This window comes from Streptomyces sp. NPDC048483 (assembly GCF_040651455.1).
Taxonomy (GTDB): Bacteria; Actinomycetota; Actinomycetes; order Streptomycetales; family Streptomycetaceae; genus Streptomyces.
The window spans coordinates 53,509-78,813 of the sequence record NZ_JBEZJZ010000031.1; the positions used below are offsets into that span (position 1 = coordinate 53,509).

The 25,305-nt window shown below is 71.5% G+C and carries 19 protein-coding genes and 1 riboswitch; of the genes, 5 read left to right on the plus strand and 14 right to left on the minus strand.

The window, feature by feature from the left end:
• Position 1: 1 nt before the first annotated feature.
• The gene (locus AB0D04_RS18495) at positions 2-850 is read left to right on the plus strand and encodes an alpha/beta fold hydrolase (RefSeq protein WP_362704147.1); all 849 of its coding nucleotides are present in this window, start codon (positions 2-4) and stop codon (positions 848-850) included.
• A 4-nt stretch (positions 851-854) separates the two neighbouring features.
• On the opposite strand, the gene AB0D04_RS18500 is transcribed toward AB0D04_RS18495, so the two are convergent.
• The 5 genes from AB0D04_RS18500 to AB0D04_RS18520 all read right to left on the minus strand — a co-directional run bounded on the left by AB0D04_RS18500 (position 855) and on the right by AB0D04_RS18520 (position 10,083).
• Positions 855-5,393, minus strand: coding sequence for an SAV_2336 N-terminal domain-related protein (locus tag AB0D04_RS18500; protein WP_362704149.1), 4,539 nt, complete (start codon positions 5,391-5,393; stop codon positions 855-857).
• The gene (locus AB0D04_RS18505) at positions 5,390-6,412 is read right to left on the minus strand and encodes a MoxR family ATPase (RefSeq protein WP_362704150.1); all 1,023 of its coding nucleotides are present in this window, start codon (positions 6,410-6,412) and stop codon (positions 5,390-5,392) included. Before AB0D04_RS18505 ends, AB0D04_RS18500 begins: the two co-directional genes overlap by 4 nt.
• Before the next feature lie 129 nt (positions 6,413-6,541).
• Positions 6,542-8,701 carry a trypsin-like peptidase domain-containing protein gene (locus tag AB0D04_RS18510; RefSeq protein ID WP_362704152.1) on the minus strand — a complete coding sequence of 720 codons (2,160 nt, stop codon included), beginning with the start codon at positions 8,699-8,701 and terminating at the stop codon, positions 6,542-6,544.
• On the minus strand, positions 8,698-9,129 hold the full coding sequence (locus tag AB0D04_RS18515) for a CU044_2847 family protein (RefSeq protein WP_362704153.1): 432 nt from the start codon (positions 9,127-9,129) through the stop codon (positions 8,698-8,700). The genes AB0D04_RS18510 and AB0D04_RS18515 overlap by 4 nt, the downstream gene beginning before the upstream one ends.
• A 105-nt stretch (positions 9,130-9,234) precedes the next feature.
• The gene (locus AB0D04_RS18520; protein ID WP_362704154.1) at positions 9,235-10,083 is read right to left on the minus strand and encodes a thioesterase family protein; all 849 of its coding nucleotides are present in this window, start codon (positions 10,081-10,083) and stop codon (positions 9,235-9,237) included.
• A 95-nt stretch (positions 10,084-10,178) separates the two neighbouring features.
• On the opposite strand from AB0D04_RS18520, the gene AB0D04_RS18525 reads away from it, so the two are divergent.
• Positions 10,179-10,817, plus strand: coding sequence for a trimeric intracellular cation channel family protein (locus AB0D04_RS18525; RefSeq protein WP_362704156.1), 639 nt, complete (start codon positions 10,179-10,181; stop codon positions 10,815-10,817).
• Positions 10,818-10,842: 25 nt separating this feature from the next.
• Here AB0D04_RS18525 and AB0D04_RS18530 read toward each other — a convergent pair whose 3' ends face one another.
• The 9 genes from AB0D04_RS18530 to AB0D04_RS18570 form a co-directional block, all read right to left on the minus strand.
• A complete protein-coding gene (locus AB0D04_RS18530) occupies positions 10,843-12,273 on the minus strand; it encodes a M1 family metallopeptidase (protein WP_362704158.1) in 1,431 nt (476 codons plus the stop codon).
• A gap of 98 nt (positions 12,274-12,371) precedes the next feature.
• Complete coding sequence (locus AB0D04_RS18535) at positions 12,372-13,397, minus strand: dipeptide ABC transporter ATP-binding protein (protein WP_362704191.1); 1,026 nt, start codon at positions 13,395-13,397, stop codon at positions 12,372-12,374.
• Between the two features lie 29 nt (positions 13,398-13,426).
• Positions 13,427-14,650: an ABC transporter ATP-binding protein gene (locus tag AB0D04_RS18540; protein ID WP_362704161.1), complete on the minus strand. Its 1,224-nt coding sequence runs from the start codon at positions 14,648-14,650 to the stop codon at positions 13,427-13,429.
• Positions 14,647-15,657 carry an ABC transporter permease gene (locus tag AB0D04_RS18545; RefSeq protein ID WP_362704163.1) on the minus strand — a complete coding sequence of 337 codons (1,011 nt, stop codon included), beginning with the start codon at positions 15,655-15,657 and terminating at the stop codon, positions 14,647-14,649. The genes AB0D04_RS18540 and AB0D04_RS18545 overlap by 4 nt, the downstream gene beginning before the upstream one ends.
• Positions 15,658-15,735: 78 nt before the next feature.
• Positions 15,736-17,484 carry an ABC transporter substrate-binding protein gene (locus AB0D04_RS18550; protein WP_362704165.1) on the minus strand — a complete coding sequence of 583 codons (1,749 nt, stop codon included), beginning with the start codon at positions 17,482-17,484 and terminating at the stop codon, positions 15,736-15,738.
• Positions 17,485-17,601: 117 nt separating this feature from the next.
• Positions 17,602-18,600, minus strand: coding sequence for an ABC transporter permease (locus AB0D04_RS18555; RefSeq protein WP_362704168.1), 999 nt, complete (start codon positions 18,598-18,600; stop codon positions 17,602-17,604).
• A gap of 427 nt (positions 18,601-19,027) precedes the next feature.
• Positions 19,028-19,831 carry an enhanced serine sensitivity protein SseB C-terminal domain-containing protein gene (locus tag AB0D04_RS18560; protein ID WP_362704170.1) on the minus strand — a complete coding sequence of 268 codons (804 nt, stop codon included), beginning with the start codon at positions 19,829-19,831 and terminating at the stop codon, positions 19,028-19,030.
• A 60-nt stretch (positions 19,832-19,891) separates the two neighbouring features.
• Complete coding sequence (locus tag AB0D04_RS18565; RefSeq protein WP_362704173.1) at positions 19,892-20,764, minus strand: enhanced serine sensitivity protein SseB; 873 nt, start codon at positions 20,762-20,764, stop codon at positions 19,892-19,894.
• Between the two features lie 265 nt (positions 20,765-21,029).
• Entirely contained in the window at positions 21,030-21,755 is a 726-nt protein-coding gene (locus AB0D04_RS18570) for an AAA family ATPase (protein WP_362704175.1), read from the minus strand.
• A gap of 243 nt (positions 21,756-21,998) precedes the next feature.
• Positions 21,999-22,095, plus strand: a riboswitch (glycine riboswitch).
• A 151-nt stretch (positions 22,096-22,246) separates the two neighbouring features.
• Here AB0D04_RS18570 and gcvT point away from each other — a divergent pair.
• The 3 genes from gcvT (at position 22,247) to glyA (ending at position 25,233) form a co-directional block, all read left to right on the plus strand.
• Entirely contained in the window at positions 22,247-23,371 is a 1,125-nt protein-coding gene (gene gcvT, locus AB0D04_RS18575; RefSeq protein ID WP_362704178.1) for a glycine cleavage system aminomethyltransferase GcvT, read from the plus strand.
• A gap of 139 nt (positions 23,372-23,510) precedes the next feature.
• Positions 23,511-23,888 (plus strand): glycine cleavage system protein GcvH, encoded by a 378-nt coding sequence (gene gcvH / locus AB0D04_RS18580; RefSeq protein ID WP_362704180.1) that lies wholly within the window; start codon positions 23,511-23,513, stop codon positions 23,886-23,888.
• 85 nt (positions 23,889-23,973) lie between these two features.
• Positions 23,974-25,233, plus strand: a complete 1,260-nt coding sequence (gene glyA, locus AB0D04_RS18585; protein ID WP_362704182.1) for a serine hydroxymethyltransferase — start codon at positions 23,974-23,976, stop codon at positions 25,231-25,233.
• The last annotated feature ends 72 nt before the right edge of the window (positions 25,234-25,305 follow it).

Here is a 25,305-nt window from a genome sequence, read left to right on the forward strand (position 1 = left end):
CATGACACAGTGGCTTCTGGACCGTACGTTCCGTACCTCCTCGGGCGACGAGGTGCGATGGGCCGCCCTCGGGGAGGAGCGGGCGCCGGCAGTGGTTCTGCTGCACGGGACACCGTTCTCGTCCTCTGTGTGGCGGGGAGTTGCGCGTGCCCTGGCCACGCGGCACCGGGTGTTCGTCTGGGACATGCCGGGCTACGGCGCCTCGGAGAAGCGGGCCGGGCAGGATGTGTCGCTCGCCGCGCAGGGCCGGGTGTTCGGGGAGCTGCTCGCGCACTGGGGGCTCGACGGGGAAGGAGCCCGGCCGGCCGTTGTGGCCCATGACTTCGGGGGGTGCGTCGCACTGCGGGCGCATCTGCTGCACGGGGCGCGGTACGAGCGGCTGGCGCTGGTCGACCCGGTGGCGCTGGGGCCGTGGGGCTCGCCCACGTACCGGCTGCTGGGTGCCCACCCGGAGGTGTTCGGGCAGCTGCCGCCGGCCCTCCACCGGGCGATGGTCACGGAGTACGTCTCGTCGGCGAGCCATCAGGGGCTCCACCCGGCCGTGCTGGAGCGGCTGGTCGAGCCCTGGTGCACGCAGGAGGGCCGGCCTGCCTTCTACCGCCAGATCGCGCAGAACGATCAGCGGTTCACGGACGAGGTGGAGGGGCGGTACGGGGAGATCGAGGTGCCGGTGCTGGTGTGCTGGGGCGCGCAGGACGACTGGATTCCGGTCGCGCGGGGGCATGAGCTGGCCTCCCGCGTTCCGGGCGCGCGGCTCCACGTCATCGAGGGCGCGGGGCATCTCGTGCAGGAGGATGCGCCCGCGGAACTCGCCGCGGCGCTGGGGGACTTTCTGCGCGCGGGCGGTTAGGGGATCACGGGGCGAGCCGGCGGGCGAGGCCGTGGACCGCGTCGGCCGCCTCGAGCGTGGCGGGCGTCGTCAACGGCGGGGCCTGAGCCGACGTCACCGCCTCGGGCGAGGTCGCCGTCTCCAGGGAGGTGCGCAGGCGTTTCAGGTCGGCGCGCGGGGGGCGGCCCGTCCGCGCGAAGTCGGCCAGCAGGGCGGCTAGTTCGGCCTCGAGGGCGGTCAGGGTCCGGAAGGACTCCCGGGTCTCCAGGGATGCCAGGGCTCCGGGCGGGGCGGTGCCGCGGTCCGGGGCGACGGCGTCGAGCCGGAGCCGGTCACGGAGGGCGCCGACGGCCGCCGCCAGATCGCGCAGGACCGTGCCGGTGGCCGCGGTGTCCGCCGTACGCGACACGCTCGACCGGCGCGAACCGGTGGCCGGCGCCGCCGCCTTGTCCCGTAGCAGCGCCCGCACCCCCGCCGCCTCCGGGGCGCCGAACGCCTCGTAGACGGCGAGCGCCTCGCGCCAGTGCCCCCGGGCGCCCTGCTTGCGGCCCAGGGCGGTCTCGGCGTGCCCCAGCACGGCCAGCGCATCGGCCCGCCACCGCTCGCCGCCCGGCACCAGCAGCCGCTTCGCCGCGTCCTCGGCGGCGGACGTCGCCTCGCTGGGCCGGATCAGGGCGGCCGTCGCCTCGGCCGTACGGCAGCGCGTGCGGCCCGCCCAGAGGTGCTGGCCGTCCTCCTCGAAGAGCGGCAGCGCCTGGAAGAGCGCGCGGAGCGCCTCGGTGTGCCGGCCGGCCGCCGACAGCGCCTCGGCCAGGGCGAACAGGCCGTGCGCCAGGCGCGGGGAGCCGTTGCCGGCCCGGCGGTAGATGCCCACGCTCCGCTCGGCGAACAGGACGGCGTCGCCGCTGTTGCCGACCGCCGCCCACAACCGCGCCAGCGCCGCGAGCGCGGCGGCCTCGCCCAGCTCGTCCTTGCGGTCGCGGCACCGCTCCCAGGCCGCGGTGAGCTTCCGCCCCGCTTCCTCGTGCCGCCCCTGGTGGAGGGCGATGATTCCCTGTACGTACGGGGCGCGGAAGTACGTCACGGGATCGCCGGAAGCGTCGGACAGGTGATCCGCCCGCCGCACCTGGGCCTCGGCCTCGGTGAACTTGCCCAGGGCGGCATACGCCTCGGCGAGGGCGGCGCGGGCCCGGCCCTCCGCCTGGCCGTCGCCCTCCCTGGCTGCCCGCGCGGCCAGGGTCAGTGCGGCCGTTTCGAACGCGGCGGAGAGCGCCCCGGAGTCCGCCGTCACCTGGGCGAGCAGCAGGAGAACGGCGGCGGGCCTCACGAGCCGCGGGGTGGTCACCGCCACCTGGCGGACGAGCGCAAGGAGATGGGGCGTCTCGTCGGCCCAGGCGGCCAGGGCTTGGGTGGTGTCCTTCACCTTGGCGAGCGCGGGGGAGGAAACCTGGGGGAGGCGGCTCCGCCACCGCTCCCCCGGATACCGGGTCTCGTGGAGGCGGCGGCCCATGGCCAGATAGAGGTCCAGCAGCCGGGAGAGCGCGTTGTCGCGCCGTTCCCGGGGCAGCTCGCGATCGGCGATCCCCCGGGCGAAGGACCGGAGTTCGCCGACGTAGCGGTAGTGGCCGCGGGCCGTCTTCTCCAGCGCACCGATCGCCTGCAGCTCGTACAGGTGCGTACGGGCCCGTTCCGGCGTCGTGGCCAGCAGCGCGGAGACGGCCGGGAGCGACAGCCCGGCGCCCTCCGGGACGGCCAGGAGGCAGAAGGCGCGCTTGGCGTCCACGGTGAGCTGCGTGTCCAGCCACTGGAGCAGCAGGTGCTCGGGCAGGGCCGCGCAGGCCTCGGCCGCCGGGAGCCTGGTCAGCGCGACAGCGCCGGTGAGCCCGTCGAGTTGCGGGCGGCGGCGGCCGGTGAGCAGTACGGTGCCGGCCCAGGCACCCGGTTCCCGGAGCAGGGCGGCGAGCGCCTCCTCGTCGTCGGAGACGTCGTCCAGGACGAGCAGAGACCGCCGCTGGGCCAGCAGCGCGCGGCAGTGCGCCCACCGCTCGGGACCGGCCTCCCGCATGTCGATGAACAGCAGCCCGTCGGGGAAGTCGCCCGCCACTTCGTGCGCGACCCGCAGCGCCAGCGCCGTCTTGCCCGCCCTGGGCGGCCCGTGGACGGCCCAGCAGGACTTCTCGGCGTCCGTACGCCGCAGCGCCGCCGCCAGCTCGGCGATCTCCGCCGTACGGCCGAAGAAGTGGTCGGGGGCGGGCGGCAGGGCCGCGGAGCCGTCCTCGGCCAGGGGGCGGTACCGCCCGGCCAGGAGGTCGGCGCGCCAGCGTGCCAGGCGCTCGCGGGGCGCCCGGGCGAGCGGCTCCGGGAGACAGGCGAGCGGCTCGCCGTCCCACAACGCGAATGCGGCATCGCGCAGTTGGCGCGCCTCGGCCGGATCCTCGGCATTGCGGGCGTGGTCCACCAGCCGCTCGGCCAGTTCGAGATCGAGGCCGAGGACGGGCGCACGGCCGTCGGGGCGGCGCAGCGCGTATCCGTCGTCCCCCCCGCCGGCCACGAGGTCCCAGTCGAGCGCCCGGCCCAGCCGGGTGGCGTAGCTGTCCAGCAGCGCGTGGGCGTCCCGCGGCGGCACATCGCCCCAGATGTCGGCAACCAGGTCGCCCGCGGTGGCCGAGTGGCCCGGCCGGAGCAGCAGGCACGCCAGCAGCACCCGCACCTCCGGTCCGCCCAGAAAGATCTCGGTCTCCCCCCGCCAGGCCCGCACCGGCCCGAGCACCCCGAAGCGCAGCGGCGGCCCGGCCGCCGGGCGGCGTGGCCGCGGCACGGGGGAGGCCGGCGCAGCCGGCGGCCACTCCGGCACCGCGCCCCCCATCCGCTCCAGCACCGGACTGGCCAGGACGGCAAAGGCCCGCGCCGACGCATGCAGCCGCAGCTCCCCCTCCTCGTCCCCCATCAGGACGGGGAAGTCCGGCAGCCGCCCCATGTACGGCTCCAGGGACCGGCCGACCGCCTCGACGACCTCCACGGCCTGTTCGGCGCCGAGGCCGCTGAACAGCAGCTCGCGCACGCCGGGCCGGAAGTCGTACACGGGCTGGACCGGTTGGCCCGGTGGCGGCGGGCCCAGGGCGCGGTCCAGAGTCTGTACGGCGGCCGCGTCGCGGGCCTGGTCGGTGCGCTCCAGGAGGCCGCCGAGCAGGATCTCCGCGACATGGGTGGGCCCGGCGTCGCGCATGGTGGCGGCGCGGACCAGCTGCATCAGAGGGGTGGTCAGGGGGCGGATCGCGGAGAGGCGGACGGCGAGGCGGTAGGCCTCGGGCGAGAACGCTCCCCGGAAGTGGGCCAGCAGCTCCTCCGCGGTGCCGTGCGGCCGGTGCGGCGGGGCGTGCAGCGGAGCCTCGTCCAGCAGCACCGTTTCGATCAGGTGCGGGACACCGGGGCGGGTGAGCAGCCCGGCCCACTGCTCCAGCGCGGAGGCGGTGGGGTGGAGTACGGGCAGCGCGAGGAGGCCGTCCGCCTCCGGGTCGCGCTCGCCGCTGAGAGCGTCGCAGACGATCAGGCGTCCGACGGGGTCGAACTCGCCCGGTGCGGCCAGGAGCCGGGGCCGGGCATCCAGGGTGGTGCCGCGCCACAGCCGCCGGGGCAGCGGGTTCAGTACGGCCACCGGGCCGCCGCGGCCCCAGGCGGTCAGCGCCCGGACGGCCTGGGGGCTGCGCCATCCGGGACTCGTACCGTCGGTGAGGAGGAACGTCAACGACGCGCGCGCGGCATGCCGGCCGCGCAGCGGGCCGACCGGGTCCCGGGGGTCGACCAGATGGATCTCGACGGAGCGGAAGACCGTGCTCCGCGCAAGGAGCGCGCGCAGCTCGGCGGCCAGCGAGCCCCACACCTGCATGGACGGGGAGCAGTCCACCAGCAGCACGGCCGACCAGCGGCGTTCCTGGTCCGGGCGGGAGACGACGTCGAGGAAGCCGGTCTCGGCGGCGAGCCGGACGGTGGCCTCGATGTCGGTGACGGTGCGGTGCGGGTGGTCCCGGGAACGGCGCAGCGGGCGCAGCGCGCGGCCCAGCTGCTGGGCGTCGGGCAGCGCGCGCCCGCCCGGCACCCGCGCGGGCCGGGCACGGTCCGCGCCGTGTTCGCCGCCCTGGCTTCCCATGGCGTACAGCGCACGACGGGGCGGGCCGACGGGAGTTACCGGGCCGGAAGGGGCAGCGGGGGCGGAGGGATCGGAGGGGTCAGGGCTGCCGGAGGGGCCGGCCGGATCGGCGGGGTCGAGGGAGTCGGTGAGGTCGCCGGGACCGGCGTGGCCACCAGGCCCGGCGGACTCGGCGGCCGCGTCGCCCTCGCCCCTCCCCCCGTCCGCCCCCAAAGGCTCACCCGCCCGCTCGGCGATGTCCTCCGAGCCCCCGTCCCCGTCTGCCCCCAGCGCATCCACGCTCTCCCCCGGCTCCCCCGTCAGCTGTGGCGCTCCGCGCCCCTCCATCACCTGCGTCAGCCACAGCACATCGAGGAGTTCGGTGGCTCCGAGGTCGTAGCCGGCGGCCGACATCGCCTGTCGTAGTCGGTCGATCATGGCGACATGGGCTCGTCGAGGCGGTGCAGGACGGCGGCGAGGAGCTCTTCCTTGGAGAGGTCGGCGCCGCTGATCCGCAGATGGACGGCGGCCAGGAGCTGGTCGGTGGCCAGGGTCTGGGTCTTCGCGCGCTGCTGGAAGACCTCGATGAGGTCCTCGGCGGCGGCGACCGCCTCCTCGCCCAGGTTGTGTTCGATGATCTTGCGCAGCCGGTCGCCGGTCGGCTCCGGCAGATCCAGCCGTACGCAGCGGCGCATGAAGGCGGGCGGGAAGTCCCGCTCGCCGTTGCTGGTCATGATCACGACCGGGAAGTGGCCGCAGCGGACCACCCCGCGGTGGACCGTGACCCGCTCCCGGCTTCCGCTCAGCAGGACCTGCACCTCCTGCTGGTGTTCGGGCAGCCGGGCCAGCTCCGGGATCTCGAACTCGCCCTCCTCCAGGACGACCAGCAGGTCGTTGGGCAGGTCGATATCGGCCTTGTCGAGCTCGTCGACGAGCAGCACCCGGGGGCGGTCGGACGCCAGGGCGCTGCCGAGCGGGCCGAGGCGCAGATACTGGCCGATGTCCCCGGCGGAGGCGGCGCGCCGGGCCCTGGGGCGGCGGGCGGAGCCGCGCGGTGCCTCCCGCTCGCGGCGCAGTGAGGCCTCACGGAGGCGGCCCACGGCGTCGTAGCGGTAGAGGGCGTCCTGGAGCGTGGAGCGGCTGTTGACCGACCAGCGCAGGACGTCGCCCAGGCCCAGCTCCTCGGCGACGGCGCGGGCCAGCGAGCTCTTGCCGGCGCCGGGGCGACCGGTGACCAGCAGCGGGCGGTGCAGATGCAGCGCGGCGTTGACGACGGAGATCTCGTTGCGCTCCAGGAGGTACGGGACACGGGGCGTCGCGGTGCCGGTGGCCGGGAAACCCCGAAAACGCCGCCAGGGCGGCGGGGCGGGCAGGCCCGACGGGCCGCGGAACACCCACCAGTGCTCCGGGTCGGCCGCCGGGTCGTCGTAGGCGCCTGCTGCGCTCTGTCCGGTCACCGCTCGTTCTCCTCGTCACGTACTGCGTCGATTACTGCTGCGTCGATTACTGCCCAGCCAGGCGTCGTGGGCATCCAGGCATTGGGGGCATCCGGGCAGTCGGGGCATCCGGGCGGTCGGGGCCGGCGGTCAGGGCTGGGTGAGCACCCAGGCGTCGGGGGCCAGTTGCGGGGGCCGGTGGTCGGGTGCGTCGTAGAGCAGGGACAGCCGGCGGCCGTGGTGGCCCGCGCTCTCGGGCTCGGCCATCGCCTTGGCCCGCTCCAGGCGTACCACCTCGGGGACCTCGGTGTGGTCCGTGCCGTCCACCAGGGCCAGCAGGTCCTGGGCGATGTGCTCGCCGTGTTCCGCGCGGTGCCACAGCACGGTGTGCACGCCCGCCTGGACGCATTGGCGCAGCAGCGTGCCGTGGTGGTGCGGCTCGCAGCACACGATCACCGTCCCGGCGTCGCGGTGCACCTCCAGCTGGGCGCGGGCGACCTTGCGGTCGGTGTGCCGGTGGTCGAGGACGAGGCGTTTGGCGTGCGGCAGGGCGGCGGTGCGCTGTTTCCAGCCGGCATAGCTCTCCCGGGAGCGTTCGGTCGTACGGACCACCACACGGCGGGTGATGCCGGGCGCGAACGGCCCGTCCTCGTCGCTGTCGGGCGACTCCCAGGAGTCGACGTCGAGGCCGAGCCAGGCGGACGGCAGGAAGTACTCCACCAGGGCGGTCTCCGGGTCCTCGCGGACCTCGGTGCGCAGCACCCGGCGGATGTCGTCGACGACCTGCTCGCTGCCCGCCTCCGCGTCGTGGACCAGCGCGAGCCGGTGGGCCTGGCCGTCGGCGAACGTCCAGATCTGGTACGTGAAGCGGCGGCCGGTGGGGGTGGGCAGCAGCTCCACCTGGACGCGCGGGGCGAGGGCGGCGGCGCGGGAGGAGGTGGCCGCTGCCGGAGAGGGGGCGGCCGCGGCCTCGGCATCGGCGCGGAACTGGCTGACCGCCGCCTCGTCCACCCCCGACCGGACGGCGACCCGCTCGACCCAGGCGTCCAGGTCCTCGGCGGGATAGGGACCGGCCGCGCCTTCCTCGACGCTGACCCGGACCACCCCTTGCAGCAGCGGCGGTACGAGCGCGCCGGGGGCGGAGCCGAAGCCCTCGAGGGCGTCCATGGCATCGGCGAGGCCCGTGACGGCGGGCAGCTCCGGGGCGTGCGGCAGGACGCGTTCCAGGAGGGTGCGGGGGTCCGTACGGGTGCAGTGGGCCAGCAGGCCGGCGAGGTCACGGCGCTGGCGGGTGGTCAGATACTCGCCGGGGCGGACCGTACGGGCGGCGCGGCGCAGGCGTTCCCAGTCCTCGCGGGTGCCGTGGAGGCCGGGGCGGTCGTAGGGGGCGGCGGCCGCGGACGGCTCGTAGTCCCGTACGAGATCGAGGAGTTCGGGGATGCCTCGGCGGACGCTCACGGCGAGGCCGACGAGGCGGTCCAGGTCGGCGGCCGGGCCCGCCGAGGTCCTGCCGAGGCGGGCGGCGAGCCGCTCCTCGCAGGCCAGAACGGCGTCGCGGCCCTTGAGGACCCGTTCCAGGGCGGTGAGCAGCTGCTGTACGCCACGCCGGGCGGTGGGCACCGCCGAGGGCGGGAGCGCGGGGAGTTCGGCCTCGATGGCGGGGACGCTGATGGCGTACATGGTCGTCGGCGGTGATCCGGGGGCCGCCGCCTCCGGGGGGCGGTGCACGGCCGCGACCAGACCGACCACGGCCTGGCGTTCGCGGTCCCACAGCGGTCCGCCGCTGAACCCCTCGGTGACCTGGGCGCCGCCGAGCACGTCCAGGGCGATCCAGGGCGGCGCGGAGACCCGCGGTACGGCGCGGACGGTGGGCAGCGGATTGCCGCTGGCCCATAAAGCGATGACCTCGCCCGCGTAGTTGTGCTGGAGGAACGGCGCGGGCTCGGCGCCCTCGGGCGGCGTCTGGGTCAGCTCCAGTACGGCGAGATCGCCGTAGTACGGCACCCGGCCCGGATCGACCGGGTCGCGCCCGGCCGCCCTGGCCCGTGGCGGCACCCACATCTCCCGTACCACCCGGGCGGTCAGGTCGCGGGCCGCCGCGACATGCGGCAGCCGGAGCGTGACGGTGTCGCCGTGTCCGGGGGTGTCCTGGGTGAACCGGCCCCTGCCCAGGGCGCTGTTGACGACATGGGCGCAGGTCAGAACGAGGCGCTCGGCGACCAGCACACCCGCGCCGACGGCCCGTCCGCCGTGCCGTACGGAGGCGAAGGACAGCTGGAGCGGGGTGTCGGGCCCGGCGCCGGGGATCACGGTGCGGCCCCGCCGGGTTCACCCGCGCCACTGCCGAGGTTCCACTTGGCCGAGACCTTGAAGCTCGCATCGCCCTTGCCGGCGAAGACGCCGAGGCGCAGATCGGAGCCGAGCGTGACGCCGAACTCCACGGTGACCTCGTCGGGGCGGTGGCTGCCGGTGGAGATCGAGCGGTGGATCTGGCCGAGGACGCCGCCGAGCGGACGCAGCGCCTCTTCGAGGGTCCGGCCGCTGCGGGCCAGCGCGCGGCTGATCCGGCTGTCGACGCTGACCGGCTGGGCGGAGCCGAAGGCGTCGGGGAGTTCCAGTTCGCCGTCAGGGGCGGGGGGTTGGTCCGGGACCGTGGCCGGTCGCCCGTCGGCGGGCGGCTCTTCGGCCCGCAGCCACACGACGGTCCCGTCATCCATCTTCAGCGCCACGTCCCCCATGCCTGTCAGTCTGACATGAGACGCACCGTCACCGCGCGCTCTTTTGCGTCACAATTTCCGCTTCCGTACCCGGAGCCACCTGCGAAAAGGCCCCGGGGCGGGATGTCACCCGTGCAGTACGGTGCGCGCCAACTGCCGCGACTGGGCCACCAGTCGGTCCGCCGAGTCCCAGACCTCGGCGTCCTCCTCCAGGAAGCCGCCCGCCAGGTTACGGGTGGCGATGGCGACCCGGAGCGGGCCGGGGGCCGGGCGGTGGCGGATGTGGGTGGTGAGTTCGACGGTGGGGACCCAGCCGGCCAGGCCCAGGTCGAAGGCGGTGGGCGGGAGGGCGTCCACGGTCAGCAGAAGGGAGAGCGGGTCGGGGTCGCGGCCGTCGGCGAGGCCGAACCAGGCGCGCATCTCACCCTTGCCGGAGGGCGCGCCGACGGCCCAGCCCGCGGTCGCCGGGTCGAGGCGGAGGGCGAGGCGGTCGGCGATGGCTGTACTGCCGGGGATGGCCGGCTGCCCGTCGGGGGCGCTGTCCGTGCCCAGGCAGTGCTCGTACGGGGGGATGGCGGGCGGTTTCGCGGTCGTCCGGACGTCGTCGGGGAGGGCGCCGAGGTCGCCGTACGCGGCGAGCACGCGCAGCCGCTCGACCTCGGTGCCGTCCTCCGTGAACTGGACCAGGGTCGCGGTGCCGGTCGACATGGTGCGGCCGGTGCGGACGACCTCGGTGCGGATGACGGCGGGGCCGGGGACGGAGGCCGTCAGGTAGTGCGCGGTGACCGAGAACGGGTCGGGGTGCGGGAGGGCGTCGCCCAGCGCGCGGCCCATGAGGGCGAGCAGATAGCCGCCGTTGACCGCCTGGATGATCGTCCAGCCTGCGGAGAGGTGCGCGTCGTAGACGCCGGGCGCGCGGCGCGTGACCGCCGTATCGCGGTCGAACTCGCTGTTACCAATGGTCACCGTTGCCATGCCGGGAACGCTACACGGGTTTGTTACCGACCGGTAGTGTCAGTTTTGACCACCGCGGGCGGAGGCAGGCATTCCGGGCCTGCGATGATGCCGCCATGCTTCACGTGCTCTACCTGGTCGGCGTCGCCGCCTTCGCCGCGAGCGGGGTGCTGGCCGCCTACCGGGCCAACATGGACCCGTTCGGCGGCCTGGTGCTCGCCTTCGCCGCGTCGATCTCCGGCGGCACGCTGCGCGACACCATCCTCAACCGGGCGCCGCTGTACTGGACGCACGACTGGGTGCTGCTCACGCTGATCATCTGCGTCGGCGTCGGCACCATGGCCTATCTGCGGTTCTGGCAGCTGCCGCACAAATCGCTGCTGGTCGTGGACGCCGTCGGGCTGGCCGTGGTCACCGTGATCGGGGCCCGCGCGGCCATCGAGGCGGGCGTGACACCGCTGGCCGTGATCATCCTGGCGGTGATGACCGGCGTCGCCGGTGAGGTCATCCGCGATGTGCTGTGCGGGGAGTTCCCGCCGCTGCTGCTGCGCGAGGACGTGTACGCCATCGCGGCCCTGGCGGGTGCCTGCTGCTATCTGGCGCTGGACCACCTCGGCGTGGGGGCCACCCCCGCCGCGGGGGTCTCGGCGGGGGTGGTGTTCGCGCTGCGGATGGGGGCGGTGTACTTCGGCGTGCATCTGCCGCGGCCGCAGCAGCCCGGCAACCGCGGCGGGCGGGACACCGACGCCGGCTGACGGCCGCCCCCGGTCCGTCGGAGGGCTACGCGCCGGGCAGCGCCGGCCGGCTGTCCGTGTCCAGCCAGGTGTGGAACAGATCGTCCAGCTGCTGACCGGAGATCTTCTCGGCGAGCGCGATGAACTGGGACGTCTCCGCGTTGCCGTAACGGTGCGCGGCGGTCCAGGCCGGGAGCAGCTTGAAGAACGCCTTGTCGCCGATGCGTTCGCGCAGCGCCTGCAGGGTCATCGCGCCCCGCTTGTAGACCGCGCGGGAGAACATGGTGTCCCGCTGCGGGTCACCGACCTTGATCTTCCAGAAGCCGTCGTCCGCCGGAATGGCCGCGTACTGCTTGCGGAAGGCGTCATGGGCGCTCTGGGTGCCCTTGTGCTCGTCCCACAGCCACTGCGCGTAGGTGGCGAAGCCCTCGTTGAGCCAGATGTTCTGCCACTTCTTGACGGAGACCGAGTCGCCGAACCACTGGTGGGCCAGCTCGTGGACGATGGTGGTCTCGTCGCGTACGGCCGAATAGACCGGCTTGGACTGCACTTCGAGCGAGAAGCCCGCCTGCGGCATGTCGTCGACGATCGCGCCGGTCTCCTCGAAGGGGTACTTGCCGAAGACCTTGGACCAGTAATCGGTGGCCTCGGCGGTGATGCCGTAGACGTCGACCTTGCCGGTGGGCAGGGTCGGGTCGGTGGCGACGTAGATGGGGGTGCCGCCGGGGGTCGTGCCCGTACGGACGTCGAACTTCCCGATGGTGGCGGTGGCCAGGTACGTCGCCATCGGCTTGGTCTCGCGCCAGTGGGAGTACGAGCGGCCGCCCTTCTCGTGGGAGCTGACCAGCCGGCCGTTGGAGATACCGGTCAGGCCCTTGGGGGCGTCGATGCGGATGTCGTAGGTGGCCTTGTCGCCGGGGTGGTCGCTGGAGGGGAACCACGTCGAGGCGGCGTTCGGCTCACAGGCGACGAAAACGCCGTCCTTGGTCTTCATCCAGCCATAGGGGGAACCGAAAATGATGGGGCCGCCGAGCGCCTCGGGTATGCCGGCGTAGGCGACGGAGACGCTGAACCGCTGGCCCTTGCGCAGGTGGGAGGCGGGCGTGACGGTGAGTTCGTCGCCGGATCTGGTGAAGGCCGCCTTCTCACCGTTCACCTTGACCGACTCCACCCGGAGCTTTTGCAGGTCGAGGTCGAAGGCGCTCAGGTTCTTGGTGGCCTTGGCCTTGATGGTCGTACGGCCTTCCAGGAGACCGCTGTCGGGGTCGTAGCTGACACCGAGGTTGTAATGCAGGGCGTCGAAGCCGCCGTTGCCCATTTCGGGGAAGTACGGGTCACCGACTCCGGGGGCGCCGGGCGAGGCGCCACCGGATGCAGCAGGTGCAGCCGGCGCGGCGGCGAGGATGGCGGCCGAGGCGACCGCGGTGGCGAGGGCGATCCTGCGGGGGGTGCGACGCACGGAACGGGAAAGCGCCATGAGCCGTCCTTTCGAACACACGGATGATGGTCAATAACCGTGCTGACTCTGCACTCTCCCGTCCCGTTTTACGCAGGACTTTGCCAATTCCTCAGGTGTTACTGATCACTTGGCGCGTTCTCCGGGTGGTGGCAGGCCACCTGGTGGCCGGTGCGCAGGGCGACCAGCGGCGGCTCGGTGGTGGCGCACTTGTCGGTCGCCTTCCAGCAGCGGGTACGGAACCGGCAGCCGGAGGGCGGGTTGATCGGCGAGGGCACATCGCCCTTGAGCAGGATCCGGTCGCGCTGGGTGCGCCGCTTGGGGTCGGGCACCGGCACGGCGGACAGCAGCGCCTTGGTGTACGGGTGCATCGGCGACTCGTACAGCGACTTGCGGTCGCTCAGCTCCACGATCTTGCCGAGGTACATCACCGCGATCCGGTCCGAGACGTGCCGGATGACCGAGAGGTCGTGGGCGATGATGACGTACGTCAGGCCCAGCTCCTCCTGGAGGTCGTCCATGAGGTTGACGACCTGGGCCTGGATGGAGACGTCCAGCGCGGAGACCGGCTCGTCGGCGACCACCAGCTTCGGCTTGAGCGCCAGCGCGCGGGCGATGCCGATGCGCTGGCGCTGGCCGCCGGAGAACTCGTGCGGATAGCGGTTGTAGTGCTCCGGGCTCAGGCCCACCAGCTCCAGCAGCCGCTGCACCTCCTTCTTCACGCCGCCCTCGGGCTCGACGCCCTGGAGACGGAAGGGGGTGGAGACGATGCCGCCGATGGTGTGCCGCGGGTTCAGCGAACCGTACGGGTCCTGGAAGATCATCTGGACGTCGCGGCGCATCGGGCGCAGCCTGCCCGGCGAGAGATGGGTGATGTCCTGGCCCTGGAACTCGATGGAGCCGCCGGTCGGCTCGTCGAGCCGGGTGATCAGCCGGCCCATCGTCGACTTGCCGCAGCCGGACTCGCCGACCACGCCGAGCGTTTCGCCGGGCCGCACGTCGAAGTCGATGCCGTCGACCGCCTGGACGGCCCCCACCTGGCGCTTGAGCAGCCCCTTGGTGATCGGGAAGTGGCGGACCAGGCCGCGGACCTTGAGCAGCGGCTCGGCGTCGGCCGCGGCCTCGGCCGTGTTCTGCGGCGGGATCTTCTTGTTCCGGTCGTCAGTCGTCTCGGTCACAGCTTCGGCGCAATCTCTTCGGTCCAGATACGCTCCCGCTCCTCCTGCGCCATGTGGCAGGCGGAGTAGTGCCCGCCGTCGACCTGGCGCAGTTCGGGGCGCACCGTGCGGGTGAGGTTGTCCTTGGGGACATCCGCGTACGGGCAACGGGGGTTGAAGGCACAGCCGGACGGCACGTTGATCAGGCTGGGCGGCGAGCCCTTGACGGGGATCAGCCGGTCGGTCTGGTCACGGTCGATCCGCGGCATGGAGCCGAGCAGACCCCAGGTGTAGGGGTGCTGCGGCTCGTAGAAGACCTTCTCGGCCGGGCCGCGCTCGATGCACCGGCCGCCGTACATCACCAGCAGGTCGTCGGCCAGCTCGGCCACCACGCCCAGGTCGTGGGTGATGATGACGACCGCCGAGCCGAACTCCTTCTGCAGATCGCGGATCAGGTCCAGGATCTGCGCCTGGACGGTGACGTCCAGGGCGGTGGTCGGCTCGTCCGCGATCAGCAGCTCGGGGTTGTTGACCAGCGCCATCGCGATCATGGCGCGCTGGCGCATACCGCCGGAGAACTGGTGCGGATGGTCGTCCACCCGCTTGTCCGGCTGCGGGATGCCGACCCGGTCGAGCATCTCGATCGCCCGCTTGCGCGCGGTCCTCTTGTCGACGTCGTTGTGGACGCGGTACGCCTCCACGATCTGGCTGCCGACGCTGTAGAAGGGGTGCAGCGCGGACAGCGGATCCTGGAAGATCATCGCCATCCGGCGGCCGCGCATCCGGCGCACCTCGTCCGGATCGGCGCCGACCAGCTCCTTGCCGTCCAGCCAGATCTCGCCGGACATCGTCACCTTGCTGCGCTGCTGGCGCGAGGCCCGGTGCAGTCCCATGACGGCGAGCGAGGTCACCGACTTGCCGGACCCGGACTCGCCGACGATGCCGAGCGTCTTGCCCTTCTCCAGGCTGAAGGTCAGCCCGTCGACGGACTTGACCAGGCCGTCGTCGGTGGGGAAGTGCACCTTGAGGTCACGGACCTCGAGGAAGGGCGCGGGCTTCTCGGGGGTGGCGGCGGGGGCGGGGGCCGCCTTGGGCCCGGCTTCCGGCTTGGTCGTCGAGACCTTGGGCCCGGCTTCCGCCTTGGCCATGTCGGCCTTGGCCTCGGCCCTTCCGGCGGCTTCGGCCTTCTTCGGCTCGGCGGCCTTTGCCGCCCCGTTCTTGTCCTCGGAGGAGTCGGTCACGAGAGCCTCACCCGCGGGTCTACGGCGGCGTACAGAACGTCCACCACCAGGTTGCAAATGACGATGAAGAACGCGGCGAGCAGGGTGACGCCGAGAATGTTCGGGAGGTCGTTGGCATTGATCGCCTCCACCGCGAAGGCGCCGACCCCCTTGAGCGAGAAGACCTGTTCGGTGATCAGCGCGCCGCCGAGCAGCAGACCCAGGTCCATGCCGAAGACGGTGATGATCGGGGTGAGCGCGGCCCGCAGACCGTGCCGTACGACGACCTTGCGCTCGCGCAGGCCCTTGGCGCGGGCCGTACGGATGTAATCCTCACTCAGCGTCTCGAGCATGCCCGCTCTGGTGAGGCGGGCGTAGAGCGCGGAGTAGAGGAAGGCAAGGGTCACCCAGGGCAGGACCAGGGTCCGGGCCCACAGGAACGGATCCTCCAGCAGCGGCACATAGTCGCTGCGTTCGAAGATCGGCCACTGGTAGGTGAACAGGGCCAGCGACAGGGCTCCGGTGAAGAACATGGGGAGCGAGACGCCGGCCAGGGCGACGCTCATGGCCAGCCGGTCGAAGAACGAGCCGGGGCGCAGCGCGGAGAGCACACCGGTGGCGACACCGGAGACGACCCACAGCACGGCCGCGCCGGCGGCCAGCGACAGCGTCACCGGGAGCCGGGACTGGATTTCCGGCCAGACCTCGATATGCGTTTTGAAGGAGTAACCGAAGCACGGCACATGGCACTTGGCCGCTTCCGGACCGAATTTGTAGTCGACGCCGACGAATATGCCCTTGAGGAAATCCCAGTACTGCTCGTACACGGGCTTGTCCAGGCCGAGATTCTTCTTCACCGCGGCGATGTCCGCGGGCGTGGGGGCCTTTCCGATGTACTGCTGGGCAAGCTGGTCGGTGGTCTGCCCGGCCATTTTCGGCAGCAGGAAGAAAATGCCGAAGGTGACCGCGCTGACGATCAGCAGCAGGATCACTGCGCTGATCAACCTGCGGATGATGTACGAGAACACGGGGATGCGGCGTCGGCGCCGCGGGCCGGCCGGAACCGGCCCGCGGACACCAATGCCTTCACCTGCCTTCCAGGGCTGCTACTTCTTGAGGCCGATGTTGAGGTAGTCGTACTCGCCGCTGTAGGCCGAGGTCGAGACCATGTTGGTGGCCTTGGGCGCACGGTACAGCAGGACCTTGAAGTAGGTGATCGGGACGATCACTGCCTGGTCCATCGTCTTCTTGTCGATCTGGGCGTACGCCTTTTCCCGGGCGGCCTTGTCGGGGTTGGCGATGGCGGAGTCGAGCAGCTTGTTGATCTCCGGGTCGTCCAGCTCCGAAAGGTTGGAGTTACCGGACTTCTGGATCGCCTTGCCGTGGAGGATCTGCTGCAGGTAGCCGTAGCCGGTCGGGAAGTCGGCGCCCCACTGCATCATCATCAGACCGACGTTGTTCTTCTTGTTGAACGCCGGCGCACCCGCGTAGTCCGAGAAGTACTTGCTCGACGGGTAGGTCTGGATCTTGGCGTTGACGCCGATCTTCTTGAGCGAGTCGACGACCGAGGTCGCCCCGTCCACCTCCTCCTGGCGGTCGCTGCGCGCCAGGATGGTGGTGTTGACCTTGCCCGCGCCGCACTTGTCCCAGTGCTTCTTGGCCTCGGTCAGGTCCAGCTTGCCCTTGGCGTACTTCTGCGGGTACGGGTCGAACTTCTGGAAGCCGGCGATGTCGGTCGGCAGGACCGTGCCGGCGACGTCACCGCGTATCGGGCCGCCGAGCGCGGTCTGCGCGGCCTTCTTGTCGATCGCGTACTCGACGGCCTTGCGGCACTCGATGTTGTCGAACGGCTTCACCTTGGAGTTGATCGCGGTGTAGGCGAGCCGCTCACCGAGCGCGTTGTCGGTGTTGCCCTTCGCCTTGGCGTCCGTCACGAGCCCGGCCTGCGTCTGGCCGTCGACGCCGCGGCCGTTGAGGTCCACGTGGGTGGTGCCGGACTTGAGGTCCTTGTCGATGGTCGACTGGGCGACCTTGAGCTTGACGACGATCTTGTCCGGCAGCTGCTTGCGCAGCGGGTCGGTCTTGGCGGACCAGTTCGGGTTGCGCACGAGGGTGAGCTGCTTGCCCTCCTCGTAGCTCTGGAACTTGTACGAGCCGGAGGAGACCACGTTCCTGGTGTAGTCGGCGCCCTTGTCCTTGGCCTGCGGGACGGGGGCCGTCTGCGGGGCGCTGACCAGGTAGTCGAACTCGGCGAACGGCTTCTTGAGGTGGAAGACGAGCGTCTGGTCGTCGGGGGTCTCGATGGACTTGAGCCCGGCCTTGGACTTGTCCTTGTAGGGGCCCTTGTAGCCGCCGGGGTTGTCCTTGAGGAACGTCTGGAAGTAGTTCGGGCCCAGCGAGAGGATGTCCCGCGCGAAGTTGCTGCGCTCGATGCCGTACTTGACGTCGTGCGAGGTGATCGCCTTGCCGTCGTCGTACTTGAGGCCCTTGCGGATCTTGTACGTCCAGGTCTTGCCGCCGTCGCTGGACTTGCCCATCGACTCGGCGAGGTCCGGGACCAGCTGGTTGCCCTTGGGGCCGGGAGCCGGCTTGAAGGTGGTCAGCGGGCGCGCGTAGAGCCGGCTGAAGTTCCAGATGAAGGCGTAGTAGGTGTTGCCGGGGTCGAACGACTCGGGGGCGTCGGCGATCGCGTAGTTGAGCGTGCCGCCCTTCTCGTCCGAGACGTTGACGATGCCCTTGGTGGCGGCGTTGGCCTTGCCTGCGTCGTCGGAGCCCTTGCCCCCGCTGCAGCCGGCCAGCAACAGGCCCGCGCTGGTGATGGCCGCGATTGCCGCGACCGGAACTGACCTTCGCATGGTGGTCGGTGTCCCCTTCGTTCGTCGAGAAAGATCGAAACTTTGGACGTCGAAACTTCGTACTGCGAAACGCAGAACGCCGTGGTGGCTTCGAGTGGCGCGGACGCGCCGCGGATTTCAGCGGCTGCGCGGATCCAGCGCGTCCCGCAGACCGTCCCCGAGCAGGTTGAACGCCAGCACGGTGACGAAGATCGCGAGGCCGGGGACGATCATGTACTGGGGGTCGACCTCGTAGTACTTGACCGCCTGGTTGAGCATGCCGCCCCAGGACGCCTGGGGCGGCTGGATGCCGACGCCCAGGAAGCTCAGTGCCGCCTCGAAGAGGATGTTGGAGGGGATCAGCAGCGTCGAGTAGACGATGATCGGCCCCACCAGGTTGGGCAGCAGTTCACGGAAGAGGATGAACGGCCCGCGGGCGCCCATGCCGCGGGCGGCGTCCACGAATTCGCGCTCCCGCAGCGACAGCGTCTGCGCCCGCACGATCCGTCCCATGTACGGCCAGTTGAAGAAGCCGATCACGAAGATCAGGACGGAGATGTGCAGCGGCAGACCCTCCAGGCCGAAGGCGCCGCCCTGCAGCGAGGCGGAGATCGCGATGGCGAACAGCAGCAGCGGGAAGGCGAGGAAGACGTCCATCATGCGGCTGATGAAGGCGTCCACCCGGCCGCGGTAGAAGCCGGCGATCACACCGAGGACGGTGCCGATGGCCACCGACAGCAGCGTTGCGCCGAAGGCCACGATCAGCGAGACCCAGGAGCCCTCGATGATGCGGGCGAGCAGGTCCCGGCCGAACTTGGGGTCCACGCCCAGGGGGTGATCGGCGCTCATACCGCCCATGTCCCCCTTGGGCAGCGTGGTGTTCGGGTCGATCAGGTTCTGGTTGGGGCTGTCCGGGTCGAGGCCGAGCAGGGCCTGGACCGGGCGGGAGAGCGCGGCGAGGACCACGAGCAGGATGACAACGATGGCGCCCGCCACCGCGACCTTGTCGCGCTTGAAGCGCAGCAGCGCGATCTGGCCGAGCGAGCGCCCCTCGATACGCTTGCTCTCCACGCCTTGCAGCACCGCTTCCGGCTGCGCCTCAGCAGCTGCCCCGGTGGTCTCGATCGGTGCGGTCACGGTGCCTTTGACCCCTCTCGGCCGACGGTGATCGGCCCATGCCCGCCGCGGTAGCGGCTTGATTCACATCACTGGTGCAACGGCCGCGACAACGGCGGCCGAGGCAGGTCGAGCGGGCATCACGAAACGTCACCCCGGAGGGAATTCCGGGGATTTCACGTCATGCCGGTTTGGATGGTCGGTCGGTCGTACAAAGAGCCGAAGCTCTCTGTTGCGGGAGTCTTCATCCGATTCGCGATCACTCACCAGCCCTGAAGATGAATGGATGCGCAACTGTGATGTGGTCCGCGGTGTTCCGTTATACGGACGGGAGTACGGGCTGAGCGGAGCGAATGCCCGGATAAGGGAGGGCTCAACCGTGGGGCGCATGAGGCGAATTCACGCCAAAATCGACGCCGGACGGCGGCGCCTGGTGCTGACGTGGGCGTCAGTACGGGCGGGGGTATCCGTAGCCGTAGGTGGGCGCGGGAGCCGGCGCCTGACCCGGCACCTGGCCATAGCCGTCGCGGTCGAAGAAGGGCCGGGTGGAGGCGCGCATCCACATGCCGACGGGGTCGTACTCGTCGTTCATCGCGACCGTCGAAACGGGCAGACCGTCCGGAACGGCACCGATCGACTGCTGGATCATCAGCCGCACCGAGTCCACCGCATGCTGCCCGGTGTCGTACAGATCCAGGCCGATTGCCAGATACGGGGCACCGAGGGCGGGTTGCACCCAGGCCCGGCGCAACGACCGCACAGCGGGCGTCCGGTGGGCGTTCTGGGCGAGCAGGGCATAGAACTGCGGGATGTCGATGACCGGTTCGGAGATCCGCAGCGGTCCGGCGGGCAGCCGGTCGAGACCACCGGCGATACGGCGCAGATCCAGCCAGGGAATGCCGACGCCGCCGCCGGGAGCGTGCGGATTCAGCCACAGGCCCCAGCGGTCGGGGAAGAGCGAGGCGGCGATCTCGGGGCCGGTGACGAGCTCGTGGTCGCGGTTCCAGCCGGAGGCGGCGAGTTCGGCGGCGGAGGTCACACACGGCGCATAGCCGAGGCCTTCGACCTCCATGTTTCCGTACTGCGCATCGGGCATTCCGGCGCGGCCCTGCCACAGCAGCATCCAGACCTGGCCGGCGGCGAGCGCATGCAGCAGCGCCTCATAGGCGTCGTAGCGACCGGGCGAGACCTGCTGCAGCATCTGCTCGACCTGACCGGCCGCCGCCGCTCCCTGATGCGCACCCGCGCTCACGTGTTTGTCCCTTCCCATCGGCAGGGCACGTGGGGTGCGCCCGCCCGTCATGCAACCAGCTTACGAGTGGTCCCGGGCGAAGAAGGGCCGCACGCGCTCGAGCAGCCAGTCGGCGACCGGGTCACCCTGGGCGATGTCGAGCATCACGAGCTGTACGGGCCAGGGCACCGGCACCGCGCCGAGCGCACGTCCGAGGGCATTGAGGACCACGTCGCGGGCGGTGCCGTCCTCCAGCGCGGAGACGGCCGCCTCGACCTGAACACCGACGAACAGCGCGGGCGTGTCGCCCTCGACGCTAGCCAGGGCACGCCGGGCAGTCAGGACAATTCCGGCGGCGGAGAATTCCAGTCCGGCGGCGGCCAGGAAGTCCACGGGCTCGTCCTGCCAGTCCGGTTCGAAGAGCCGCACCCGGCCGCCGCTCGGCAGCCCGGCGTCCGCTTCACCGCGCCCCGCCCGGCACAGTTCGGCCACCGCGGGCGGCGGCAGCGGGACGCCGATGGCGCCGTCCGGATTGAGGGCGATGCCCATCTTCGGCGGCAGCCCGCGGGCGAACTCCCCGGCCGGAGCGACGGTGAAGGACATATGCGCCCCGACGACCTTCATGAACTCCTGCTCGGAGCTGAAGACCGGGACATAGGCCGCGCCCTCGATCTCGACGGTGGGCAGGTCCAGCCCGCGGCTGCCCGGCCCCGCGCTCTCGGGGCCGCCGCCGTTGGGCAGCGGCACCCACACCCGGCTGCGGCCCAGGACCTCCACGATCCGGCCGCCCGCGCCCGGGTGCCCGACCGCGGCCGACAGCACCTCTTCGAGCTCGTTGGCGGGCCAGGCCAGCTGCGGTATCCCGTCGTCCGGGAAGCCTCCCTGCCCAGGGAATACACCGTGCCCCGGTATGTCCCCCTGCTGCGGAAAGTTCCCCTGCTGCGGAAAAGTCATCTGTGTCCACCCGTTCCGAACCGCGCTTGCTGCCCCATGACCCTAATCCCCCGGAGGAGGACCGCTGCGCTCGGCGTCGGCCGTACGTCCTCGGCCGCCCCGCCGTTCCGCCTGCGGCGCCGGTTTCCGCCGCACGGGCCGTTCGGCCGGGGCGCCGGACCTCCACCGCTTCGCCACCGCGGCCCGGCTCATCCCGTGGAGGGCCGGGTTCCGGGGGGCGTGGTGTCCCTGCTGCCCGACCCGTACGGGGAAACCGAGAGGTCCGTCAGTCGAACCGGATCGTCTCCAGGGCACTCGCCGCCCGCCGGTCCAGCAGCACCGCCGAGCCGAACCCCTTGGGCAGTCGCCCCGCTACGGCCGCACCGACCAGCCGCCCCACCGCGCCCCGGTGCCGCGCAAAGGCGTATCCCGACACCCCGCGCCCCCGCGACTCCTGCCCGGACAGCGCCACCTCGGGCGGCACGTCCAGCAGCACGAGATGCAGCCCGCGGTCCCCGCGCCGGGCCGACCGCGCGATCCAGCGGCGTACCCAGGCGAGCGTCCCGCAGTCGTGCACCACCACGCTGTCCCCGGAGCGCAGCGCGCGGTGCAGCCCGAGATAGTGCGCGCCGCGGACCAGCGGGCGGTAGATCCCGTACGGCAGCCGGCGCAGCCTGCCGCGCTCCCAGCGCTCGCGGACGTCCTGCGAGTCGATGCGGTGCACCGAGGAGCCGCACGCGTCCAGCGGCGGCACGATGCGGTGCATCAGGGTGCTCTTGCCGCTGCCCGGCAGCCCGGAGACCACCACCAGGTCGCCGGCCGGGAAGCACAGCTCGGCCGGGTGGCGGCCGGTCCCCCTGAGGTCCAGGACGTCGGCGCTGCGGCCGGGCCGTACGACGCTGCCGGGCGCCCGCCCGCGGCGGCCCGGCGCGGCGTTCGGTTCCTGGGGAGCGGCCCCTGTCCCCTGGGGAGCGACCCCTGACGTTGTCGCGAATGCGGCTTCACTGTGCACCGTGATCGCCCCTCCCGGTCCGGTTCGGGTGCCGGTGCGGCCCCGTTCCCACCTCGCAGAGTGTCAAGAAACGGTAATACCCATCAAGGCGATTCCCGGATCTGTCCAGCTCATGAGCCGGGCGACGGCCACCCCTCCTCGTTCCGGCGTTCCCGTGCAATGATGTCGGCGCCACGTGCGCAACTCTGCCCACTCGGGCACAGCCGACGCACCGCACGCACAGCCAATTGCATACCGGCCGCTTGAATCCGCGCGGGAGAGTCCCCGGCCGCCACGGCGGGGCGCCGAAGGAGCAAGTCCTCCCTTGAATCTCTCAGGCCCCATATACCGCGCGGGCGAGGCAGATCTGAAAAGCGAGCCCGTGCCCGGTTGACGGGGCGGCTCCACCCAAGGTGCAAACCGGGTCCGTTCGCGGGATCCCGGTGAACCTCTCAGGTTCCGATGACAGATGGGGAGAATGTCCTCTCACCCATGCCTGGGAGCCCAGAACCATGACTGATGCCCCCCGCCGCACCGCGCTGGATGCCACCCATCGCGCGCTCGGCGCGACCATGACCGACTTCGCCGGCTGGGACATGCCGCTGCGCTACGGCAGCGAGCGCGACGAGCATGTCGCCGTCCGCACCCGCGCCGGCCTCTTCGACCTCTCCCACATGGGCGAGATCACCGTCACCGGACCGCAGGCCGCCGACCTTCTCGACTACGCGCTGGTGGGCAACATCGGCGGCGTGAAGACCGGCCGCGCCCGCTACACCATGATCTGCGAGGCCGAGGGGGGCATCCTCGACGACCTGATCGTCTACCGCCTCGCCGACCAGGAGTACATGGTCGTCGCCAATGCCTCCAACGCCCAGGTGGTGCTGGACGCGCTGAACCAGCGGCAGGCGGGCTTCGACGCCGCGGTGCGCGACGACCGGGACGCCTACGCCCTGCTCGCCGTGCAGGGACCGGAGTCCCCCGGCATCCTCAAGCGCCTGACGGATGCCGATCTGGACGGCCTCAAGTACTACGCGGGCCTGCCCGGCACCGTCGCCGGGGTCCAGGCGCTGATCGCCCGTACCGGCTACACCGGTGAGGACGGCTTCGAGCTGTTCGTCCGGCCCGCGGACGCGGTCGCCCTCTGGGAGGCGCTGACCGAGGCGGGCAAGGACTCCGGGCTGGTTCCCTGCGGGCTCTCCTGCCGCGACACGCTGCGCCTGGAGGCGGGCATGCCGCTGTACGGGCACGAGCTGACCACGGCGACCACGCCGTTCGACGCGGGCCTGGGCCGGGTCGTGAAATTCGAGAAGACCACCAACAACGGCGACTTCGTGGGCCGGGCCGCGCTGGCGGCGGCCGCCGAGCGCGCCGAGACCAGCCCGCCGCGCAAGCTGGTCGGGCTGATCGCCGCGGGCCGCCGGGTGCCGCGCGCCGGCTACCAGGTCGTCGCCGACGGCACGGTCATCGGCGAGGTCACCTCCGGGGCCCCCTCCCCCACTCTCGGCAAGCCGATCGCCATCGCCTATGTGGACGCGGCGTACGCCACGCCGGGCACCGAAAGTGTTGCCGTGGACATCCGTGGAACCCATGAGCCGTACGAGGTTGTCGCGCTGCCCTTCTACAAGCGCCAGAAGTAACCGCTCACCAGCGCCGGAGTAACGGTTCAGCAAGGGAGCGGCGCACCCTGCCGTCTCACTGTGCAAGACCCGCCCCCTTGGCCCCGCGCCAATGGGACCCCCTTCACGATCAACCCTTCGCGTACAGGAGAATCGAGCCATGGACAACCCCCAGCAGCTGCGCTACAGCAAGGAGCACGAGTGGCTGTCGGACGCCGAGAACGGCGTCTCGACGGTCGGCATCACCGAGCACGCCGCCGGCGCGCTCGGCGACGTGGTCTACGTGGAGCTTCCTGAGGTCGGCGCGACGGTCACGGCGGGCGAGTCCTGCGGTGAACTGGAGTCGACCAAGTCGGTCAGCGACCTCTACTCGCCCGTCGACGGCGAGATCACGGAGGTCAACGAGGACGTCGTCGCCGACCCCTCGCTGGTGAACTCCGCCCCGTTCGAGGGCGGTTGGCTGTTCAAGGTGAAGATCAGCGGCGAGCCGGCCGACCTGCTGACGGCCGACGCGTACACCGCCTTCACCGCCGGCTGAGCAGGCCGGCCCCCTCCCCCACTCCCGGCCTCACTCGAGCGGGGGACCTCCATCGCGCCGCCCCCTGACCCCTCCAGGAAGTCTCATGTCGCTTCTCAACAGCTCCCTCCATGAGCTCGACCCCGACGTCGCCGCCGCCGTCGACGCCGAGCTCCACCGCCAGCAGTCCACCCTCGAAATGATCGCGTCGGAGAACTTCGCCCCCGTCGCCGTCATGGAGGCCCAGGGCTCCGTCCTCACCAACAAGTACGCCGAGGGCTACCCCGGCCGCCGCTACTACGGCGGCTGCGAGCACGTCGACGTCGTCGAGCAGATCGCCATCGACCGCATCAAGGCGCTCTTCGGCGCCGAGGCCGCCAACGTCCAGCCGCACTCCGGTGCGCAGGCCAACGCCGCCGCGATGTTCGCGCTGATCAAGCCGGGCGACACCATCCTGGGTCTGAACCTCGCCCACGGCGGGCACCTGACCCACGGCATGAAGATCAACTTCAGCGGCAAGCTGTACAACGTGGTCCCCTATCACGTCGACGAGAAGACCAACCTGGTCGACATGGAAGAGGTCGAGCGCCTCGCCAAGGAGCACCGCCCGAAGCTGATCGTGGCCGGCTGGTCCGCCTACCCGCGCCAGCTGGACTTCGCCGAGTTCCGCCGCATCGCCGACGAGGTCGGTGCGTACCTGATGGTGGACATGGCGCACTTCGCCGGTCTGGTGGCCGCGGGTCTGCACCCCTCCCCGGTGCCGCACGCCCACGTGGTGACGACCACCACCCACAAGACCCTGGGCGGCCCCCGCGGCGGCGTCATCCTCTCCACCCAGGAGCTCGCCAAGAAGATCAACTCCGCGGTCTTCCCCGGTCAGCAGGGCGGCCCGCTGGAGCACGTCATCGCGGCGAAGGCGGTCTCCTTCAAGGTCGCGGCGACCGAGGAGTTCAAGGAGCGCCAGCAGCGCACCCTGGACGGCGCCCGCATCCTGGCCGAGCGCCTGATCCAGCCGGACGTCACCGAGGTCGGCGTCTCCGTCCTCTCCGGCGGCACCGACGTCCACCTGGTCCTGGTCGACCTGCGCAACAGTGAGCTGGACGGCCAGCAGGCCGAGGACCGCCTCCACGAGGTCGGCATCACGGTCAACCGCAACGCCATCCCGAACGACCCGCGGCCGCCGATGGTGACCTCGGGTCTGCGTATCGGCACCCCGGCCCTGGCCACCCGCGGCTTTACGGCCGAGGACTTCCGTGAGGTCGCCGACATCATCGCCGAGGCCCTCAAGCCCTCGTACGACACCGAGGCCCTCAAGGCCCGCGTCACCGCCCTCGCGGACAAGCACCCGCTGTACCCGTCGCTGTGACGTGATGCGGGTCCGGGAAGCAGTGCAAGGTGTCCTACCGGGTGCTGCTGCCGCGCAACGCCGCGGTCGATC

Excerpts from the sequence above, each read along its gene's own strand:
- AB0D04_RS18495 (WP_362704147.1), top strand. The coding sequence starts at position 2 with ATGACACAGTGGCTTCTGGACCGTACGTTCCGTACCTCCTCGGGCGAC.
- AB0D04_RS18500 (WP_362704149.1), bottom strand. The coding sequence starts at position 5,393 with ATGATCGACCGACTACGACAGGCGATGTCGGCCGCCGGCTACGACCTC.
- AB0D04_RS18515 (WP_362704153.1), bottom strand. The coding sequence starts at position 9,129 with ATGGGGGACGTGGCGCTGAAGATGGATGACGGGACCGTCGTGTGGCTG.
- AB0D04_RS18520 (WP_362704154.1), bottom strand. The coding sequence starts at position 10,083 with ATGGCAACGGTGACCATTGGTAACAGCGAGTTCGACCGCGATACGGCG.
- AB0D04_RS18525 (WP_362704156.1), top strand. The coding sequence starts at position 10,179 with ATGCTTCACGTGCTCTACCTGGTCGGCGTCGCCGCCTTCGCCGCGAGC.
- AB0D04_RS18530 (WP_362704158.1), bottom strand. The coding sequence starts at position 12,273 with ATGGCGCTTTCCCGTTCCGTGCGTCGCACCCCCCGCAGGATCGCCCTC.
- AB0D04_RS18550 (WP_362704165.1), bottom strand. The coding sequence starts at position 17,484 with ATGCGAAGGTCAGTTCCGGTCGCGGCAATCGCGGCCATCACCAGCGCG.
- AB0D04_RS18565 (WP_362704173.1), bottom strand. The coding sequence starts at position 20,764 with ATGACTTTTCCGCAGCAGGGGAACTTTCCGCAGCAGGGGGACATACCG.
- gcvT (WP_362704178.1), top strand. The coding sequence starts at position 22,247 with ATGACTGATGCCCCCCGCCGCACCGCGCTGGATGCCACCCATCGCGCG.
- gcvH (WP_362704180.1), top strand. The coding sequence starts at position 23,511 with ATGGACAACCCCCAGCAGCTGCGCTACAGCAAGGAGCACGAGTGGCTG.
- glyA (WP_362704182.1), top strand. The coding sequence starts at position 23,974 with ATGTCGCTTCTCAACAGCTCCCTCCATGAGCTCGACCCCGACGTCGCC.